The organism is Desmospora profundinema (assembly GCF_031454155.1).
Classification (GTDB): Bacteria; Bacillota; Bacilli; order Thermoactinomycetales; family DSM-45169; genus Desmospora; species Desmospora profundinema.
Map to the genome: position 1 here is coordinate 374,451 of NZ_JAVDQG010000003.1, position 18,818 is coordinate 393,268.

The 18,818-nt window shown below is 47.3% G+C and carries 17 protein-coding genes; 15 read left to right on the forward strand and 2 right to left on the reverse strand.

Annotated features, from left to right (window positions below; genetic code table 11):
* The first annotated feature begins 451 nt into the window (after positions 1-451).
* The 15 genes from JOE21_RS08190 (at position 452) to JOE21_RS08260 (ending at position 16,849) form a co-directional block, all read left to right on the forward strand.
* Positions 452-1,213 carry a ParB N-terminal domain-containing protein gene (locus JOE21_RS08190; protein ID WP_309864696.1) on the forward strand — a complete coding sequence of 254 codons (762 nt, stop codon included), beginning with the start codon at positions 452-454 and terminating at the stop codon, positions 1,211-1,213.
* Between the two features lie 16 nt (positions 1,214-1,229).
* Complete coding sequence (locus JOE21_RS08195) at positions 1,230-1,766, forward strand: FAD/NAD(P)-binding protein (protein WP_309864698.1); 537 nt, start codon at positions 1,230-1,232, stop codon at positions 1,764-1,766.
* 27 nt (positions 1,767-1,793) lie between these two features.
* Positions 1,794-3,077, forward strand: a complete 1,284-nt coding sequence (locus JOE21_RS08200; RefSeq protein ID WP_309864700.1) for an FAD/NAD(P)-binding protein — start codon at positions 1,794-1,796, stop codon at positions 3,075-3,077.
* A gap of 44 nt (positions 3,078-3,121) precedes the next feature.
* Entirely contained in the window at positions 3,122-4,075 is a 954-nt protein-coding gene (gene sbnA / locus JOE21_RS08205; RefSeq protein WP_309864701.1) for a 2,3-diaminopropionate biosynthesis protein SbnA, read from the forward strand.
* A 30-nt stretch (positions 4,076-4,105) separates the two neighbouring features.
* The gene (gene sbnB / locus JOE21_RS08210) at positions 4,106-5,125 is read left to right on the forward strand and encodes a 2,3-diaminopropionate biosynthesis protein SbnB (protein WP_309864703.1); all 1,020 of its coding nucleotides are present in this window, start codon (positions 4,106-4,108) and stop codon (positions 5,123-5,125) included.
* A gap of 104 nt (positions 5,126-5,229) precedes the next feature.
* Complete coding sequence (locus tag JOE21_RS08215; RefSeq protein WP_309864705.1) at positions 5,230-6,735, forward strand: L-lactate permease; 1,506 nt, start codon at positions 5,230-5,232, stop codon at positions 6,733-6,735.
* Between the two features lie 433 nt (positions 6,736-7,168).
* A complete protein-coding gene (locus tag JOE21_RS08220; RefSeq protein ID WP_309864706.1) occupies positions 7,169-8,011 on the forward strand; it encodes a nicotianamine synthase family protein in 843 nt (280 codons plus the stop codon).
* On the forward strand, positions 8,008-9,357 hold the full coding sequence (locus JOE21_RS08225) for an opine metallophore biosynthesis dehydrogenase (protein WP_309864708.1): 1,350 nt from the start codon (positions 8,008-8,010) through the stop codon (positions 9,355-9,357). The genes JOE21_RS08220 and JOE21_RS08225 overlap by 4 nt, the downstream gene beginning before the upstream one ends.
* The gene (locus JOE21_RS08230; RefSeq protein ID WP_309864710.1) at positions 9,354-10,223 is read left to right on the forward strand and encodes a DMT family transporter; all 870 of its coding nucleotides are present in this window, start codon (positions 9,354-9,356) and stop codon (positions 10,221-10,223) included. The genes JOE21_RS08225 and JOE21_RS08230 overlap by 4 nt, the downstream gene beginning before the upstream one ends.
* Positions 10,224-10,397: 174 nt before the next feature.
* Complete coding sequence (gene nikA / locus JOE21_RS08235; protein WP_309864712.1) at positions 10,398-11,948, forward strand: nickel ABC transporter substrate-binding protein; 1,551 nt, start codon at positions 10,398-10,400, stop codon at positions 11,946-11,948.
* A gap of 2 nt (positions 11,949-11,950) precedes the next feature.
* Positions 11,951-12,895, forward strand: coding sequence for a nickel ABC transporter permease (gene nikB / locus JOE21_RS08240; RefSeq protein WP_309864715.1), 945 nt, complete (start codon positions 11,951-11,953; stop codon positions 12,893-12,895).
* Positions 12,892-13,752: a nickel transporter permease gene (gene nikC / locus JOE21_RS08245; protein ID WP_309864717.1), complete on the forward strand. Its 861-nt coding sequence runs from the start codon at positions 12,892-12,894 to the stop codon at positions 13,750-13,752. Before nikB ends, nikC begins: the two co-directional genes overlap by 4 nt.
* Before the next feature lie 40 nt (positions 13,753-13,792).
* Positions 13,793-14,884, forward strand: coding sequence for an ABC transporter ATP-binding protein (locus JOE21_RS08250; protein ID WP_309864718.1), 1,092 nt, complete (start codon positions 13,793-13,795; stop codon positions 14,882-14,884).
* Positions 14,835-15,608, forward strand: coding sequence for an ABC transporter ATP-binding protein (locus JOE21_RS08255; protein ID WP_309864720.1), 774 nt, complete (start codon positions 14,835-14,837; stop codon positions 15,606-15,608). The genes JOE21_RS08250 and JOE21_RS08255 overlap by 50 nt, the downstream gene beginning before the upstream one ends.
* 317 nt (positions 15,609-15,925) lie before the next feature.
* On the forward strand, positions 15,926-16,849 hold the full coding sequence (locus tag JOE21_RS08260) for a zinc-dependent metalloprotease (protein ID WP_309864722.1): 924 nt from the start codon (positions 15,926-15,928) through the stop codon (positions 16,847-16,849).
* 613 nt (positions 16,850-17,462) lie between these two features.
* Here the strand turns inward: JOE21_RS08260 and JOE21_RS08265 are convergent.
* Together JOE21_RS08265 and JOE21_RS08270 are read right to left on the reverse strand one after the other, a co-directional pair.
* Positions 17,463-18,335 (reverse strand): esterase/lipase family protein, encoded by an 873-nt coding sequence (locus JOE21_RS08265; protein WP_309864723.1) that lies wholly within the window; start codon positions 18,333-18,335, stop codon positions 17,463-17,465.
* A 196-nt stretch (positions 18,336-18,531) separates the two neighbouring features.
* Positions 18,532-18,675 (reverse strand): hypothetical protein, encoded by a 144-nt coding sequence (locus tag JOE21_RS08270; RefSeq protein ID WP_309864724.1) that lies wholly within the window; start codon positions 18,673-18,675, stop codon positions 18,532-18,534.
* Positions 18,676-18,818 lie beyond the last annotated feature (143 nt).

The following is an 18,818-nucleotide window of genomic DNA, read 5'->3' on the forward strand; positions in this document are numbered from 1 at the left end:
CGAAATACGAAACCGGATCCTGGTTATAGGAGCCGGTTTTTTTAAGTTGCTAGCCATATTCCATTCGGTTGGGGATACCTGTGACCGACGGAAGCTTTTAGTATTACTCTGGTCCTGATGTTTACTTTAAGGTTTTACCCAGTCGGAGAGATCAGTTTGCCACTGGAACCCCATACCATAACGTTTTCAAGGAGCAAACCCTAAAATACTCACGGTTTTACTCGTGATTTTTTTAAGACGACAATCCATTGTAAAAAAATCTCTTGGAAAAGGTATACAAAATCGGTTCAATCCGATATAATGGTTCCATGAAAAAAAGATGGCAGAGACTAAAAGTGTTTACCGAGGGAAAGATGTTAAAACGGAATGGGAAACGGAGTTTCCGGACCCATGATAAGAGCCAAGGATATCCTAAAACAACGATCAACATAAAAGGTTGGGGGTAAACGTCATGGATATTCTTTCTTCCATTTTGATTGTTTCTCCGGAACGGGTTATAAATCACGAAGAGCATGAGCCTTCACGATTACAAAAGATAAGTGAAGTGATACAAAAAGAGAATGTGTTGCGTCATCCCATATTGGTGACACCCATTTCCAAGGACAAATATATGACACTGGATGGAACTCACAGGCTGGAGTCATTGAAACAGCTGGGGTGCAAGTATATTCCGATCCAAGTGGTAACACAGGGTGACCTCAAAGTGGATACCTGGGACCATGTTGTTAAAAACGGAAAGTGGTTGGATGATTTGGTAAGCGAGTGTTCTACTAATCCGGTTGAATTAGATGAGGAATCGCCTATTTGCATATTCAAAACCGATGATGGAGAATCCATTCCCGTCTATTACAAGACTGGAGAGGAGAGCATGATCGGCAGATTAAACTTCTGGAGAACCATAGTGGAAAACTACTCTGTCGATCATGCCATTGAACGATTACCTGCTCATGCCCTGTCCAAACCTGCACAGGGGAAAGTGCTGGTGCGTCATTATCGGCTGTCATTGGATGAGATCGTCGGGATCTTGTCCATGAAAGAAACGGTGCCTAGCGGGATTACCCGATTTGTCGTGAGTGGCAGACTATTAAATATATGCATACCATTGGACTTGCTGTTTTCTGAAGTTTTCCCGTTTCACGAATGGAATAAATTTAAAGTGGAATGCGATAAGAAATTGAGATTTTACTCAGAAAGCATCTATCTCTGCGAGTAAAACGATCGATCCTTATATGAAAGGCCGGGTGATTATGAACAACGAGCTAAACATTTGTATCGTTGGAATGGGATCAAGAGGATTAACGGTTTTGGAGCAGATCATCCATCAAGCCCCTCGATATAAAACTCAATTTGCTGCTGTTTTTGTACATATGGTTGATCCCGGAAAACCGGGAGTAGGGATTCATGATACGGATCAACCGGAATACTTCCTGCTGAATACCATTTGCAGTCAGCTGACAGCCTTTTCTGAACCATCCTCAAAAGAACACTTATGTTTCTATCAATGGTCTAAACAGCGGTATCAATCGGTCAGAACCATTGATCCAGGGGATTTCTTGCCGAGGCGATGGTTGGGAGAGTATTTGTCATGGAGTTATGAAATGCTGTGTCAACAGGCTCCTGACCACCTGCGAATGAAACATTATCAAACCGAAGCCGTCGATATTCAATCGAGCCGTTGTGGTCGTGAGAGAGTGATCCTCCAAGATCACACGTCCATTCTGGCAGAAGGTGTTTTTTTAACAACCGGACATGCCAACATCAAATAGGAAAAATAATGACGAGGAGTTCCACTTATGAAATATTTGACTAAAGTGAATCAATGGATTGAAAATCCGTATCCCTTGGAACAAAAATTGGCTGTTATCCAACCGGAAAAAACAGTCGCTGTGGCGGGATTGGGTCTTGCTGCGGTGGATGTGCTGGCAGAATTGACGCTGGGACGGGGAGGCACTCTTGAAAGTGATCCGGATACCGGGGAACCTGTTTATCATGCGAGTGGTTGGGAACCGAAGATTGTGTTTTTCTCCCGTTCCGGCTTACCGTATTTATCCCGACCTCTTCTCAATGAAAAAATTCCTTACCATCCGTTTCTGTTTACAGAAGATCGGATTACGAAATTAAGGCATAGACATGGCACTTCTCAGCTGCATTTGGAGTTCGACGTTTTGCCTCTCATATGGAAAGAGATGAAAATCCGTTACTACGTAACCTGTATTCGACATGATCTTGGCTGGGAGGAAGCGATCCGTCTGGAGGAAAGGATCGGGGAACAAGCAGATTCAGGAGACTTGGATTCCTGTATCGAGTCATTACGAGATCGGTACGGAGTATTTGATCCTGAGAAGGAACTCCAGTTCTCTTTTGAAGAGGGATTATACAGCCGGGAAGAATATCAGGATCAGATACTCTTTTATCTGCAACGAGATTTAATGGAAGCCAAAAAAGGTGTGGCTCATAGTCCCCTTAAGGCAGCTTTTGAGGTTTTGCGTGATTTGCGTCAGGTTATCCGTCATACGGTGGATTTCAGGGGATTGGATCCAGCTTCTCATCAAATTTTTAAAGAAAAAGTGATTCCCCTCATCAACCGGGTTGTCATCGGTCCGCCGATTGAACGAACAGAGCTGTTGTTGGCCTGCATCAAAGCGGGTATTGTGCAGATCCCGTTTGGACCCAACCCGCGGATTCGCCAGTCGGAGGAAAATCACTCCATGGAGGTTGTTTCGACCCAGCTTTCGACTCCGTATAAAGAAAAAGTGGACTATCTGTGCAAGGCTTTTGTTCCGGAGGAACGGGTGGAAGAGAACCAATCCAGATTGATCACCAATCTGTATAAACAAGGCCGGTTGAAATCTTTTTATAACCAAGACGTCCAGATCGGCGGAGTCGATCTGAACGGGGACTTGCAGCCGATCAATGCAATCGGAGAAACAGAGCGGAATTTTTGGGTTTTGGGGCCGCTGTCAGAGGGAGTCAAATACTATAACCACTATATTTTGTCACCTGGAGAGGTCTCACCGGCGGTTGTAGATGCAAAATGGTGCGTCCATCAGTTTTTTGAGAGGTTTTCACCCAAGTAATACGCCAGCGATTTTCATTCCTTTAGGATAGAGGGAGAAGGATTATGATCTATTCATCCATTTTGGATTGCATTGGGAGAACACCGTTGGTTTATCTGAATCGACTATTTTCGGAAAGGGATAAAGAGGTAATCGCCAGGCTGGAGTTTCTAAATCCCGGAGGGAGTGTGAAAGACCGTCCGGCAAAATATATTGTAGAAAAGGGATTAAAAACAGGGACTATTGGGTTGGGATCTCATCTTATTGAAAGCACATCGGGAAATCTGGGAATTGCGTTAGCGATGGTTTGCCGGGTCTACGGGTTAACTTTTACCAGTGTAGTCGATCCTAAGATATCGAAAACCAATTTGAAAATACTGAAGGCATTGGGTGCCAATATCGATATGGTGGAAGAAAGAGATGATCAAGGAGGCTATTTAAAAACGCGAATCCGCCGTGTCCATGAATTGATGGAAACGATACCGAATAGTGTTTGGATCAGACAATATGCCAACGAACTGAATTGGAAAGCACATTATATCGGGGCGGATGAGCTCATACATAAATTGGATGGCCCCATCGACTTCCTCTTCGCAGCAGTAAGCACGACAGGGACTATCCATGGTGTGGGCCGACGAATGAAAAACCAATTTCCCCATTTGAAAATCGTGGCCGTGGATGCGGTTGGTTCCGTTATATTTGGACATCCGCCAAAAAATCGCGAACTTCCCGGTATTGGTGCCACTCGGGTTCCCGAGTTATGTTGTCCGGAAGAAATAGATGAAGTGATCCATATCAGTGATTATGAATCAGCAAAAGGATGCCGGGAACTGGTTGAAAAGGAAGGGATTTTTGCAGGGGGATCATCAGGGGCAGTCATTTCCGCCATTCAAAAAAAATTGCCCACACTCCCCAACGGTTCTCGGGTGCTGACTCTCCTTCCGGATCGCGGAGATCGATACCTTGATTTGGTATATAGTGATGAATGGATGATGAAATTTTTAGAAGAAGTAAAATGATAGGATAAATAGAAGAGAGGGGACCCGTTCATGGATGCGGTACAAACTCGAATTTTATACTTAAATCAGTCGGATATCGTTCAATTGGGAGGAGAATCATCTCCTCTGTATATGGAGGCTGTGAACGAAGCATTATCGGCACACGCGAGAAGAAGGTTTCATCAACCTCTGAAACCGTACCTGCGTTGGTATGGGGAAAATGGGCATATTGCAGATCGAATTATTGCCATGCCTGCCTACCTCGGCGAGGAAAGCCCCATCGCAGGACTGAAATGGGTGGGCAGCAAGCATGATAATCCGCAGAAACGAAACCTGGAGCGTGCCAGTGCTTTGATTATATTGAACGATCCTGAATCCCATTATCCCATCGCCGTCATGGAAGGAAGCCTGATTAGCGGGATGCGCACGGCTGCGGTAACGGCGATCGCGGCAGATTATCTGGCGGTTTCGGGATTTCGCTCTGTATCGTGTATTGGATGTGGTCCCATCGCTTATATGCAGTTGCGCACCTTATTGGAGCAGTATGACCATATCCAATGCGTTCATCTTTTTGATTTTCGTGTAGAAGCGGCCCAAAACCTGATCCGGCGATTACAGGCTTCATTCCCTGCGGTTCGGTTTTTGGTTGAAGATTCCGCTCATGCCGCAGTGAGCAAAGGCGAGGTGGTCATCACTTGTACGGTGGCGGATAAACCGTATATCCCCTTTTCTTGGTTGAAGAAAGGTGCGTTTATCAGCAATGTTTCCATTATGGACTTTGAAAAAGAAGTCTTCTTAAAGGCGGATAAAGTGGTGGTTGATGATTGGGATCAGAGCAATCGAGAGAAGAAAATCATCAATCAGCTGGTATTGGAAGGAACGTTTTCATTTGAACAGTTACATGCTGAACTAGGTGAGATTATCATCGGGAAAAAGACGGGAAGAGAAACGGATCAAGAGATTATTTTGTTAAATGCCATGGGTATGGCCATTGAGGATGTTGCTTGTGCCTATGCGATTTACCGGAAAGCAGTGGAACAGAATACGGGAGTCTACTTGGACTTGATCTGAAAAATGGCGGATTGGTTCATCAATCCGCGAAAACGCATGCGGCTCTTTGGGGAAGGAAACGTTTCTCAAGAGCCGCTCTCGCATCGATAAAAGGAGTGAGACAGATGGAAGTTTTTCTTGCCATTTCTCCCATTATAGCGGTTCTGATTCTATTGTTTGTATTGAAGCAGTCGATTGTGCGCGCTGGGTTTATGGGTTGTATCTTAGCTCTGCTGGTGGGGATTGGTTTTTACCAACTTCAGACGGATCAACTTGCTTTCCCCTTTATCAAAGGGACGTTGACCACCTCCACAGTGGCTTACTTTTTATTGTTCGGTATCTTCCTTTTTCATTTGATGAATGAAAAAGGAGTGATTCGATCCTTTGCAGCGATGGTTGCGCAATCTACTCATGATCCCGTCAGACAAGTGTTGATTCTGGCCGTTGCATTTTCCCCCTTGGTTGAATCAGCCAGCGGTTTTGGATTGGCTGCCATTGTCATTTCTCCTATCCTGATCGCGCTTGGGTTTGGGCCATTTAAGGCGACCCTCATTTCATTGGTTAGTTTAAGTGCCGTTCCCTGGGGTTCCCTGGCGGCAGGGACGGTGATCGGCGCCAATCTGGCCGGCATCACCCCGCAGGCGTTGGGGACGGGAACCGCGTTACTCTCCTTGCCTACCTTTATCTATTTTGCGATTGTGATTGCCTATCTTGCCGGTGGTTGGGATGGATTAAAACGCCGATTTGTGGAAGTGATCATCACTTCGGCGACTCTGGGTGTATCGGTATGGGCTTTCACTACATATGTAGGAGTGGAATTGGCGGGCGTATTTGGCGCTTTATGTGCATTGAGCGTAGAGTTGATCATGATTCAAGTATTCCGGGAGAGACAGGACGTAGTGACCGGTTCAGAGACGGCGGCAGCCATGGAAGAAAGAGCGTATGGAAAAATCAAGTCCTTGAGTCCCTATCTTTTTTTGATTGGTTTGCTCCTTATTTCGCGGCTTTTCCCCGTGTTGGAAAATGCCCTGAAAAACCACGCGGTGTTATCGTTTCCCGAGTATCAATTTTCACTGCCTTTGCTATACTCGCCCGGATTCTTTCTCCTGTTAGCTTGCGGTTTTACCATTTTCCTTTTTCAAATTCGTCTTCCCATGATTCGGACCAGTGCAAAAAACACGTTTAAGCATTGGACACCGGTGATTGTTTCCACGTTGTTTTTTGTGATTATGGCAGAAATCATGTCCCAGGCAGGAATGATTGAGGTGTTATCCGAGACTGCTGCTGATGTATTTGGTACGGCGTTTCTCTACATGGCTCCCCTGATCGGCGGGCTGGGTGGTTTTTTGGCAGGCAGCAATACTGGTTCCAACTCGATGTTTATTAAGTTACAGGTGCAGACCGCTCAGCAGTTGGGATTATCAGAGCATCTGGTCGCATATGCGCAAAATACCAGCTCCTCTCACCTCATTATGGCCAATCCATCGCGTATTGTCTTGGGTGCGACGATCGGAGGAATCCAAAGTGAAGAGAGCCGGTTACTTAAAAAAATCGTGCTGGTAGCATTGGGAACGTTGACGATCATTACCTTGGAAATGGCTGTGGCACAACTCTTTATGATGAATCCGTAGGGATAGAATTGACGTGTTTACTTATGGTCTTTCATGATGGCAGTCCGGTGACACCCCCTCTCTCAAGAGAGGGGGTTTTTTCATAGAAGCGAGAAATGGCATCAATGAAAAGGGTAGGAGGTACGGGAATGATAGAGGGAAGAAAGGTAGTTGGTTAGAAGCACGGTTCCGCACCAGCGGGGTAGAATGGCCGCCTCAAATCTTCATTATGAAGCAAAATCCCCTTTCCGATCGGGAAGGGGGTTTTTTATTTCAAAAAAGTGGATGGGAGCTTGATCCAATTTAAAAAACATGCTATAGTAACTCTTAAATCGTAATTGTTACGATTTATAGATACCCATACGATTGATCGTTATCACTTTACTTCCCTTTCCAGCATGATTGGCAATCGATAATTAAGGGATAAACCCTTATGGAAAAGGAGGATAACGAAATGAAAGAAAAATACGGCTTTTTGCTCTCCTTGAAATCGCTCGAATACGAAATAAGGGAACTTACGATTTACTCGAAAGAATATGTGGATTGTTTTGAGCTGCTGAAAGATCGACTGGATTATCTTTCTCAGTTCATCCTCCGTGAAGAAAACATCCAACAATGGAATTTGTGGGGGAGCCATCAGGAAGTCAGGGAACACTCCGGTCGATTAAGGGAAACATCGGCGGAGGCGCTGTGCGACATGGAAAAATATCAATCCCTCTGCACATGCAAAAATGAATTGGATATCAGCCATTACATAGAGTCCTTGGCGAACACGGTGAAACAAGAAATTCAACATTTTTTAATCGATCATCAATCAAAAATACTTTTTATTGGGTCGGGTGCTTTTCCCACTTCTGCACTGACGATTGCCAAGGAAACCAGTGCGGAAGTGATGTGCTTGGATATTGATATAGAAGCCCTGAATTTGGCGGAAAAAGTGGCCGACGTTTCTAATTTGGGGTCAATTGTAAAATTTTCCGACCAGGATATAAAGGAATTGCCTTTTGTAAAAGAAGCCACACACATTATTATCGCTTCTCTCGTAAAGAACAAACGGGAAGTGTTGGACAGCTTAATCGGATTAATAAACAGCAACACCAAAGTGATCCTTCGATATGGAAACGGATTGAAGTCTATTTTTAACTATCCCATGGAGGAAAAGTTGTCGGCGGATTGGGTTCAAACCGAAATCCATCAACGGAAAAACATCTACGACACGTTGATATTGGAGAAATCGAAATCGCTTGTTAAAACCGAAAATGAAGGTGTCCGGAGAAAGGAAGGAATGGTGCGATGAATAATACGGCAGCGTATACAGGTATCGATTCCAAGCCCGCTTATGAGTCGCCTTTTGGCCATACATTGATCGTCGGTGCAGGTCCGGCGGCGATACAAGTAGCGGTACATATCTTTCGAGGCTGGTGTGAGGGTTTGGGGCTGATCAACAGAAAAGGTGCCCATTCCGACAGGATGAAAGAGGAACTGAAAAAGAACGGTTTCAATCTCACAGCGAGAGTGCAAGGGGAAAAGGCCGGTCACCTCTCCGGCAAGGCGACCTTAACACACTTCTATGAAGGTTACGACCAGATCGACGATATCTGGCAAACAGTCATTTTCTGCACACCGAGCGACAGTTACCCGTCCATCATCGATGATTTAAAGTTGGATTCATGGAAAGCGGTGAAGACGATCCTCTTGATTTCCCCGGGTCCGGGATCCAATCTATTGGTCAACAGCCGCCTTGGAAAAGTAAAAGAGAGCCTGGATGTAATCAGTCTTTCCACTTATTATGCCGCTACAAAATTTGAACCCGGAATGCCGAGCATGGTGTCGTGCTTCACAAAAGCGTTAAAAAAGCATCTGTATGTGGCTTCCAGCCAAAAAGAGAGCACGGCCGTTTCTCATGTCAAGGCCTTTATCGAAAGCCTCGGCATCCGATGCACCGTGGTGCGCCAACCGATTGAGGCGGAGAGCAGAAATGTGACGACTTATGTTCATCCCCCCTTGTTTATCAACCCGTTTTCGTTAAATGAGATTTTCAGCCATCAAAAATCAAACAAGTATATGTACAAAATTTATCCGGAGGGACCTGTCTCTCAACATTCGATACATACGATGGTCCTGCTTTGGAAAGAAATTTCCGCAGTGATTAAACAGATGGGGGCAAATCCGATCAACCTTTTAAAGTTTCTAAATGATGACAACTATCCTGTTCTGGAAAAGACACTTTCCCGTTCCGATATTGAGACCTTTGTCCAACAAGAGCCAATCACACAAGAATACCTTCTATATATCCGTTACACTTCGATTCTCATCGATCCCTTTTCCACACCGGATGACAGGGGGAGATATTTCGATTTTTCCGCTGTTCCCTATAAGCAAGTGTATCGGGACCGGAATGGAAAGTGGGTGATTCCGCGGGTTCCTTATGAAGACTATAAAAATTTGAAGCTCCTTTACGGCTTGGCCCAAAAAATGAACATCCTGATGCCGCAAACGTTGGAGCTGATCCGGTGCTTTGAGGAGAAGTACCATGCATTTATAAAACAGCAGGGAAAAGACTCTTTTTACCCGGAGCAAATTGCCGAACCCTCATCCAATGACGTCGATGCCATATGGAGTGAAATGGGGATGGAAAAATGAAAAACGGTGTCGTTCTAGCGATTCTATCTTCCCTCGTATTCAGTGTGATGAACGCCCTTGTAAAGGCGGTCAGTTTGTCCATCCCTACCGCTGAGATTGTGTTTTTTAGAAGTCTGATCGGGACGATGATGATCTACTTCATGATGAGATACAGCAACGTGACTTTTTCTTCGCAAGGGGTTCCCCTGCTAGTCTTGCGGGGAGTTTTTGGTGCTCTTTATCTGCTTGCCTATTTTTATACGATTGCCAAGATCCCGTTGGCAGATGCCAGTATTTTGGCCCATTTATCACCCGTTTTTGTGATTATTCTCTCAGTCGTTCTCTTGAAGGAAAAAATGACTAAACAGACAATTTTATTAGTATCTCTGGTTTTTTTGGGTGTCGTTTTGCTGGTGAAGCCCTTTCACTTTTCCACTTACTCCATCTATGCGCTGATCGGGGTACTCAGTGCGTTGTTTGCGGCGGGGGCGGCGATTACGGTCCGTTATTTGAGTGATAAACACCATACATACGAAATTGTGTTTTATTTCTTGGCTACGGGGACGATGGTGTCCATCCCGCTTATGTGGAATACCTTTGTGGTACCGACGCCGCTGGAATCGTTCTATCTTGTATGCATCGGGGTGGTTTCCTTGTTGGGGCAAGTATTCCTAACCCAAGCGTTCACCCACGAGAATGCGGCGGTCGTATCGGTGGCCCGCTATATTGGAATTGTGTTTAACGCCTTGTGGGGGTTTGTTTTTTGGGCGGAAGTGCCGGATATCGTGACGATTTTGGGAGGGATTTGCATCATTTCTGCTTGCGTGGCCCTGTCATGGAAAAAACAAAGACCACAAATGGAAAAAGCGAAACTGGCAAAATCGTAACAATTTCGTTGTAAGGATTGAAAGAGGATATGAGTAGGGAGGAGGCTAATCCAACTGGATAACAATTGTACATATGTACATAATTGCGATTGACCAACTGTGCGGAGATTGGTAAGATGTGTATATATAAATCGTAATGATTTCGATTAATAGAGGAAAGGTGAGATCGAAAACATGTCGGGTAGCAAATTTCTATCAAAGGCGTTTTTATACCTGCTGGTAGGTATATTATCATTCCTGACAGCAGGCTGTGCGGTTACGGGAACCGATTCAGCCGATCAGGGCAAAAAAGTATCCCTTCTATTCAGCTTCAAATCCAGCGATTTGGATCCGCACAACGGTTTTACGCCATTACGTGCGGGTGTAACGGAAACGTTGCTGAGATTGGATGAAGATCTACAAATACAAGAATGGCTGGCAACCGACTGGAAAGCAAAAGATGAGAAAACCTGGGTGTTTACCATTCGCGACGATGTCACCTTCCATGACGGGGCAAAAGTGGACGCGGCTGCCGTTAAAGCTTCTTTTGAGAGAGGCATTGCAGACAGTGAGGCACTGGCCGGTGCGTTAAAGATCGCATCGATGGAAGCCAGCGGTCAAACGCTGACGATCCAAACCACAGAGCCGCATCCATCACTGCCGTCGGAACTGGTCAACCCGTATGCTTCCGTCGTTCATGTAAAAGCGGAGGAGGAAATGGGGAAGAAGGCCTTCAATCGTGCCCCGGTGGGCACCGGTCCGTTCAAGGTGACCCAGTTTACACCGAACACACGAGTGAAGCTGGAACGTTTTGACGATTACTGGGCGGGTAAACCGAAACTGAAGGAAGCGACGATCACATTTAACGAGGACCCCAATGTTCGAGCCCTTGCCTTGCAATCGGGGGAAGCGGATATCGCCTACAACCTTCCGGCTGAAAGTATCGATGCCATCGAAAAAGACGATTCTTTGAAGGTTGAATCCGTGGCTGGTTTGAGGTCACATTTTATCTTGTACAATCAGCAAAAATCATTGATGCAAGATCGAAAGGTCAGAACAGCGTTCAATCATCTGCTCAATCGTGAAAGTGTGGCGAAAGACATCATGCAGGGCCATGCCGTCCCAGCCAATGGTCCCTTTCACGACCGTTTGCCCATTGGGAGTGAAGAACCGGTCGTCAAACTGGACACCGATCAGGCAAAAGCATTACTCAAGAAAGCCGGCTATAAAGAAGGAGCAGACGGCAAGCTGATGAAAGACGGGAAGCCGCTGACGCTGGAGGTGATTACATACGAGGCGAGACCGGAGCTTCCGCTTATGGCACAGCTGTTGCAGTCCGATGCCGCCAAGGCTGGGGTTACGATCCGCATCAAAACGGTGGAGGACGTAGACAGCTACTTGAAAGAGAATAATGACTGGGATTTGGCCACCTACAGCAATCTGACGGCGCCGCGTGGTGACGGCGGCTACTTTCTGAACACTGCGCTCACACCGGAAGGGGCGTTAAATCAAGGGAAAATCGACAATCCGGAACTGAATGACATTGTCAAAGAATTAAATGGCACAAGCGACAGCGACAAACGGATACAGTTGACCCGGAAGGCGGTTACGGTGGTTAACCGGGAGGTGCTGCACAGCTACGGGGTGCATCCGGACATCATCGTCGGGATGAACAAACGTATCGTCGGATGGACGCCGGGCGGGGAGGAGTATTACGTCCTCACGCATACGATGGATGTGAAATAGCGATGCTGCGGATCGTAAAAAGGCGTCTGGTTCAACTGGTCGGTGTCTTGCTGTTTTTATCGGTATTCACATTTGCCCTTATGAAGCTGGCACCGGGAGATCCGGTGTTGGCGATCCTGCAAGCGGATAAAATCACGGTCACAGAGGCCGATGAAGCCAAGCTCCGTCAAGAGCTTGGCTTCGATCAGCCTCTTCTTATTCAATATAGTCAGTGGTTGCTGGGGCTGTTTCGGTTGGATTTCGGTCAGTCGTACCTGAGTGGCGAGCCGGTGTGGGATGAGATGATGTCACGGTTGCCGGTTACCCTCCAGCTCACAGGAGGAGGACTGGCGGTGATGATGTTGATTTCTGTACCGCTTGGAGTGGTTGCCGCTTGTTATCCGGGGAGATGGCCGGATCAACTCAGCCGATTGCTCGCCCTGATCGGTGCCTCCATCCCCAGCTTCTGGTTCGGATTGCTCTTGATCTACTTCTTTGCTTATAAACTGCAGTTGTTGCCATCGATGGGGATGGGAACGTTCGCGCAGATGATTCTTCCTTCCTTCGCCCTGGGCTTTTCCTTAGCGGCTGTCTACGCGCGTTTATTGCGGGCAGGGCTGTTGGAGAGTCTGTCGCAAGAGTATATCCGGGCAGCGAGGGCAAGAGGGGTTCGAAAGTGGCGCATCTTGTGGCGGCATGCCTTTCGGGCGGCATTGCTGCCGGTCGTTACCGTCTTCGGGATGAGTATCGGTTATCTGCTGGGGGGATCGGTTGTTATCGAAGTTCTGTTTTCATGGCCGGGACTGGGCAGTCTGGCGGTGGAGGCGATTTTTGGACGAGACTATCCGGTTATTCAGGGATATGTGCTGCTTTCCGGTGTTTTTGTCGTGGTGATGAATCTGCTCGTCGATTTGTCTTACAGTCTGATTGATCCCCGGATTCGGCTTGGTCAGGAGGCTTCCCAATGAACGCAATGAGTGGTACAGCCAGAATGCCCGCTGTCCGAAGCCGCTTTCGGAATATGGTTTTCGAGCCGATGCCGTTGATCGGAATGGGCATTCTGGCGTCCATTCTTTTGGTGGCATGGATCGGCCCCTTTCTGGTGCCCAATGATCCCATCACGGTGAATATGGAGGAACGACTCCTTTCTCCCAGTTTCAAATATCCCCTGGGAACGGATCACATGGGGCGCTGCCTCTTTTCCAGACTTGCCGTAGGTGCGCAAGCAACGCTGGGAATTACGGCTGTTGTGGTAGTCACCGTCGTGTTGATCGGCATTCCGGTCGGACTATTGTCCGGCTATGTAGGCGGACGGTTTGATAGCATCACGATGCGTGTCGTGGATGGATTAAACGCATTTCCCGAATTTATTCTGGCGATTGCCGTGGCGGGCTTTCTCGGTCCGAGCCTAACCAACCTGATGTTGTCCGTCGTGCTGGTGAAGTGGATTGGCTACGCGAGGATTGTCAGAGGGATTGTCTTATCGGAACGGGAAAAAGAGTACGTATTGGCGGCAAGAGTGGGCGGGTGCGGAACATGGAAGCTGCTGCGCCGGCATTTGCTTCCATCCATTGTTTCTCCGGTGCTGGTTCTGGCTGCATTGGATGTCGGCAAGGTCATCTTGACGATTTCGTCCCTTTCCTATCTGGGTCTGGGAGCCCAGCCGCCCGCTCCGGAGTGGGGGGCGATGCTTAATGATGGCCGATCGTACTTTCAAACCTTTCCGGAATTGATGATCTATCCTGGGGCGGCGATCTTTCTGGTCGTACTCTCCTGCAACCTGATCGGAGACGGACTTCGGGATGCACTGGAAACAAAGGTTTGACAACGTGAAACGGCTGTTCAAAGATTCAGGGGGGTACACCATGTCCACAACGGCTGAGTATGTAGAAAAGGCGGAATCTGTGACGGTGAATGACTGGACCCGTTCGATTGCTCCGGTTCTACAACTATCCAATCTGACGATTGCATCCGTGAACAGAAAAGGAAAAATTGTAAAGGAACTGGTGAAAGAAGTTGGTTTTTCCATCTACCCCGGCGAAATGATGGGGTTGGTGGGGGAAAGCGGAAGCGGGAAAAGCGTGACGGCAGCTGCTGTTATGGGAATGTTGCCCAAGACCCTGCGGGTCACCGATGGTGAGATATCTCTCAATGGCACCAATCTGGCTTCCCTATCGGAAAAAGAGAGAAGGCGTCTTCGAGGCAAGAAGATCGCCTACGTGTTTCAGAATTACCAGGGAAGCTTCACACCATTTTTAAAAATTGGCAAGCAGCTCGTTGAAGCGGTTCGCAGTCATGAATCTGTCCCTTTACAAGAAGCGAAGGCGATTGCGCTAGAATGGCTGCATCGAGTACAACTTCCGGCAGACCGCGTGTACGAAAGCTATCCGTTTCAACTGAGTGGAGGTCAGCTGCAGCGGGCTTCTTTGGCGGCGGCATTAATGATGAAACCGTCTCTGATCATAGCGGATGAACCTACGACAGCTCTGGATGTGCTTAATGGGAAACAAGTGATGGACTTGCTGGCACGGCTCCAAAAAGAAACCCATTGCGCCGTTTTGTTTATTTCTCACGATTTGGGCCATGTGCTGAAACGGACCGTCCGTATGGCGGTGATGTACGGAGGACGTTTGATGGAATCGGGACCGACGGAGAGCATCCGTTCCAATCCGCAGCATCCCTATACACAGATGCTGCTGCAGGCGAGGCCGCTCGTTACCGCGCGGATACCCGGGAAATTGACCGTGATCCCGGGAGAACCGGGAGCGATTACCGATCAGGGGTGTCCATTTGCACTTCGGTGCCCGTTTCGGATCGAACCGTGTACACATGTGCCTGCGATGACTGCGATCGGAAAGACGCACTTGGCTGCTTGTCACATGTTACATACAGGAGGAGAAGAGATTCGTGAAGCCGCTGTTGGAGGTCAAACAACTCAGTCTGGCATATGGCGATGACAGTCCGGTGTTGGCGGATGTTTCGTTCACCATCTCAGAAGGCGAATGCCTGGGTTTGGTGGGGGAAAGCGGAAGCGGAAAAAGCACGCTGGCCAAATTGATTCTAGGTCTGGAAAAACCGGATCAGGGGGAAATCATTTTAAACGGAGTGCATTTCCATGCTCTCAGAGGTCGCGCCTTGAGGGATGCCCGCAAACAGGTGCAAGTCGTGTTTCAAGATCCGACGGCTTCGTTAAACCCGCGGCTGCCCATTTGGAAGACAGCCGTGGAACCCCTTGAAAATTATCCGGAGGTGGTGCCCGCTTTTCTGAGCGGTGTGAGGGATTCCAGTCGAAACATGGCTGCTGTATTGCTGGACAAAGTGGGAATAGGCCCGGAGTTGATGGATCGATACCCTTATCAGCTCAGCGGCGGACAGAGGCAGCGTGTGGCGATTGCACGGGGGCTCAGTTTGCAACCGAAGCTTCTCGTTTGCGACGAACCCACCTCCAGCCTGGATGTCTCCATTCAAGCACAAATCTTGAATTTGCTGAAAGAGTTAAAGGATGAATTGAAACTCTCCTATTTGTTTATTTCCCACGAACTGGCTTCCGTCCGGTTTATGAGCGACCGGATTGCAGTTCTGAAAGACGGGAAATTGGTCGATGTATTTGTATCGGAGGACCTTTTGGAAGATAATCGTCACCCTCATACCCGAGACATGGTAAAAGCGGTTTTGGAGTGATTATTTTACATGTAGTGGGTGGAGACTGTGAAGTTTGAAATCTTCAATCGACATTAAGAGAAGCCATCTTGTCCATCGACGGGATGGTTTTGTTGTTCCATTAAAAAGTAAACGAACGTAAATTAAATCATTTTATTTTTTGCAGTAGGAATCTTTTTTTATATCATTTCGTTACTATTTAGTGAATGCCTTTTCGAAGGGAGGGACTATAAGAATACCGGTATAAAAAGAGATCTTGTCAAAAGAAAAACTTGGGCCAACAGGAATCTGAATAAAAATAATAACCTGAATATTCGGTAAAATAGGAGGAGATAGAGATGAAAAATCGCCTGTGGTTATGCGTAGTCGTCACCATTAGTTTGTTAATAAGCAGCAACATCGGCATATCGACTGCTTATGCTTCCGGTCAATCCGACGGCTCCATTGCGCAATCCTTGTTGGGGTTTTTTGAAAGGCTCTTCCAAGATCGATCAGAAGAACATACGGAAGAAAAAGTCTCCCCCATATCAAAAAACGAGGATATGATCGCAGATCCTTTGCCTGAGGGAGCCGAAATCGGAAAGCGGACCTTAGAGGAAGAACCTACTATCGAAAGAAGCAGTATTGCGAAGGTGCACGACAAAAATGGAAACGTCATCGGCCGGCATACACTGGAAAAAAACATTGGAGAAGGCCAAAACGCATCCATTGAGCCCCAAAGTCCGGGAAGTCACGTTTTAACCGCAATTATTGCAGTGGATGAAGAATACCGAAGTGCCTATCCCGATTGGCAAGATCAAACCGCTAAGATCGTGGAACAAGCCGATCAGGCTTTCAACCGGGATCACGATATCGACATCCAAGTAAAAGGCTTTATGGAATGGGATTCAAATGGTGGGAATGGGGAGCAGCTGTTAAACGATCTCACTTCACAATCGGGTCAGTATCACGGTTCGTATGATTTTGTCATCGGTTTTACCAAAGATCCTCGTTTTAACTACGGCGGGATCGCTTGGTTGGGGCCTCAAAACGGAACCGGAGTCAGTATTACTGCCGATATGAACGCAGATGCCATCTGGCGAGTGCTCCAGCATGAACTTTCCCACAACTTTGGCTTGCCTCACGATGAGCATGGTCCGAATGGCCCCAAATGCATTATGAATTATTATTACACCACGAAAATCGATTACTGGGATCAAGAGCATAATGAACTGATACAAAAAAACAAAAGCTGGTATGGAAACAAAAACAATGGCGAGTGATCCCGCCGGCAATTTATAAAAAGTATACGCGAAGGGGAAGATCGGAGGAGAATGGCCTCTGATCTTTTCTCTAAGAGGGGATCCCAACCGTCTCCTTTTTCTCTACCGGAAAAATAGAATGGCCCGATAGGTCCTGGGGCGTGTCTGAACAATCCGTAGCGCGAGATCCGGATCGGTATGGCTGGCGGAGAGCCTTTGCGCTTTTTACAACGAAACGAAGACTGCCATACCAACCCGGGATTCGTCCTGACGGATTTAACAGACACGCCTAGTGATATCGTACAATATTTGCTGGATGACTATTGCGATCCCGGCAGATGAAGGGCAGACGGAGAAATGGCAACCGGTTTATTCGGTAAATTAAGAAAAATCAAATACTTGGTTGGTGGTTAAGATAAACATCATTTCCTAATCGTTTCTAGAGGCTAGAAATAGAACTAGGAATTCACACCTTGTGTTATTTTCTCTGGCAATCAGAGGCGTTGTACGGCCAGTGTAATGGGCCGCATGCAGGAATGGCTACTGTGTGCAGGTCCTGGATAAAAAAAGAGTCCGACGTGAAGTCGTCGGATTCTATGATTTCATTGGAAGCTAAACAATCGGGATCTCTGGATTATTTAATGAGACCAACGGCCCGCTCCGGGTCAGCCGGTCCTTCATGAGCAAGTGCGTCCATGACAAACGTGAAAGCATCCGGGTCATAAGCGATGCCTTGGTGTTCGATGTTATTCAACGGGTAGTAGTCCTGCAGGGTAATATTAGCCACTTGATTAGGTGTTCCGCTCAGAAAGGACGAGGTATAGGGGACGACAACCTGGTCGTTCCGAGTGGCGACCACCGTATAGGAAACCCTCCCAGGGGTTTCGTTACCCTCGTTGAGCTTTTTGAGAAACTCCGACCCGGCTAGCTGTTGGAGGCAGGCCGCACACGAGGTGAGATCGGAGCCGGTCGACGTCAGTTCGGAGAGCCCGACCAGTCCTGTTGTGCCGTGGTTGGAGGGGGCAAGTCCAATCAGGTTGTCTACTTTTTTAGATCCGCCGAGGAATTTGATATAGTAGCGGGGCATCATTCCGCCCTGACTGTGACCCACAATGGATACCTTCTGTGCGCCGGTAAGTTGGAGTACGTTGTCGATAAAGATTTTGAGTTCCTCTGCTGAATCCTCTATGGGACCTGTGGCCGGACCAGCATGGCTGTATCCATAATTTAAAGAGTAGACGCAGTAGCCTTTTTCTGCCAGCAACGGTGATAGGACGGCCCAGTTCTGGGCCATGGTCTCAAAGGTGCCGGGTACCAGCACGACCGGTACGGGATGGGCTTCATCCGGTCGGCAGTTCGGGTCATTGGCCCCTGGTGGCGGCGGTCCCTGTTCGGTCAGGAATCCCCCCAAAGCTGAGCTGGGCGATGCCACGGCTGTGCCGCTTCCCGGAATGGAAAAGGTGAATGCCAACAAGAAGATGAGAATTATACCGCCGTATTTGTTCATTTGTGCACTCCTATTCCATTTGTTTGAATCATAACAATATAAAGATGGGGAAAAATGATTTAATTCAGATGTTAAATGGATATGAAAGCGCTGTCAAGAGGGAGTTACATGGTAAAAGCCTCCTTCTTGACCAGCCAAGAAGGAGGCTCTTTTTTGAGGGAAAATACTTTGGGGCCGTCGCTTTCCAAGCTCCCGTTTAAGCATTTGCATGATTCATCGGCTTTTCTTTTCTCCAAACCAATTTAAATGAGTGGTGATGATTACTGCTGCTGGAATGAGTCCTGATTTCTTTTTCCCATTTCTTTAAACCTTCGGGTTGATGGTGTTTATCCGAATTCAATTGAATGACCTCCTTTTCCGGATGTGGATTAAAACGATAAACACTGTCACAGTGGATAATCCCTTTAACAGGAATGAATGATAGGGCAGGGAATCTTTTTCCATGTTGATTATACAATGGGGAGATTCCGCCTTGCTATAACA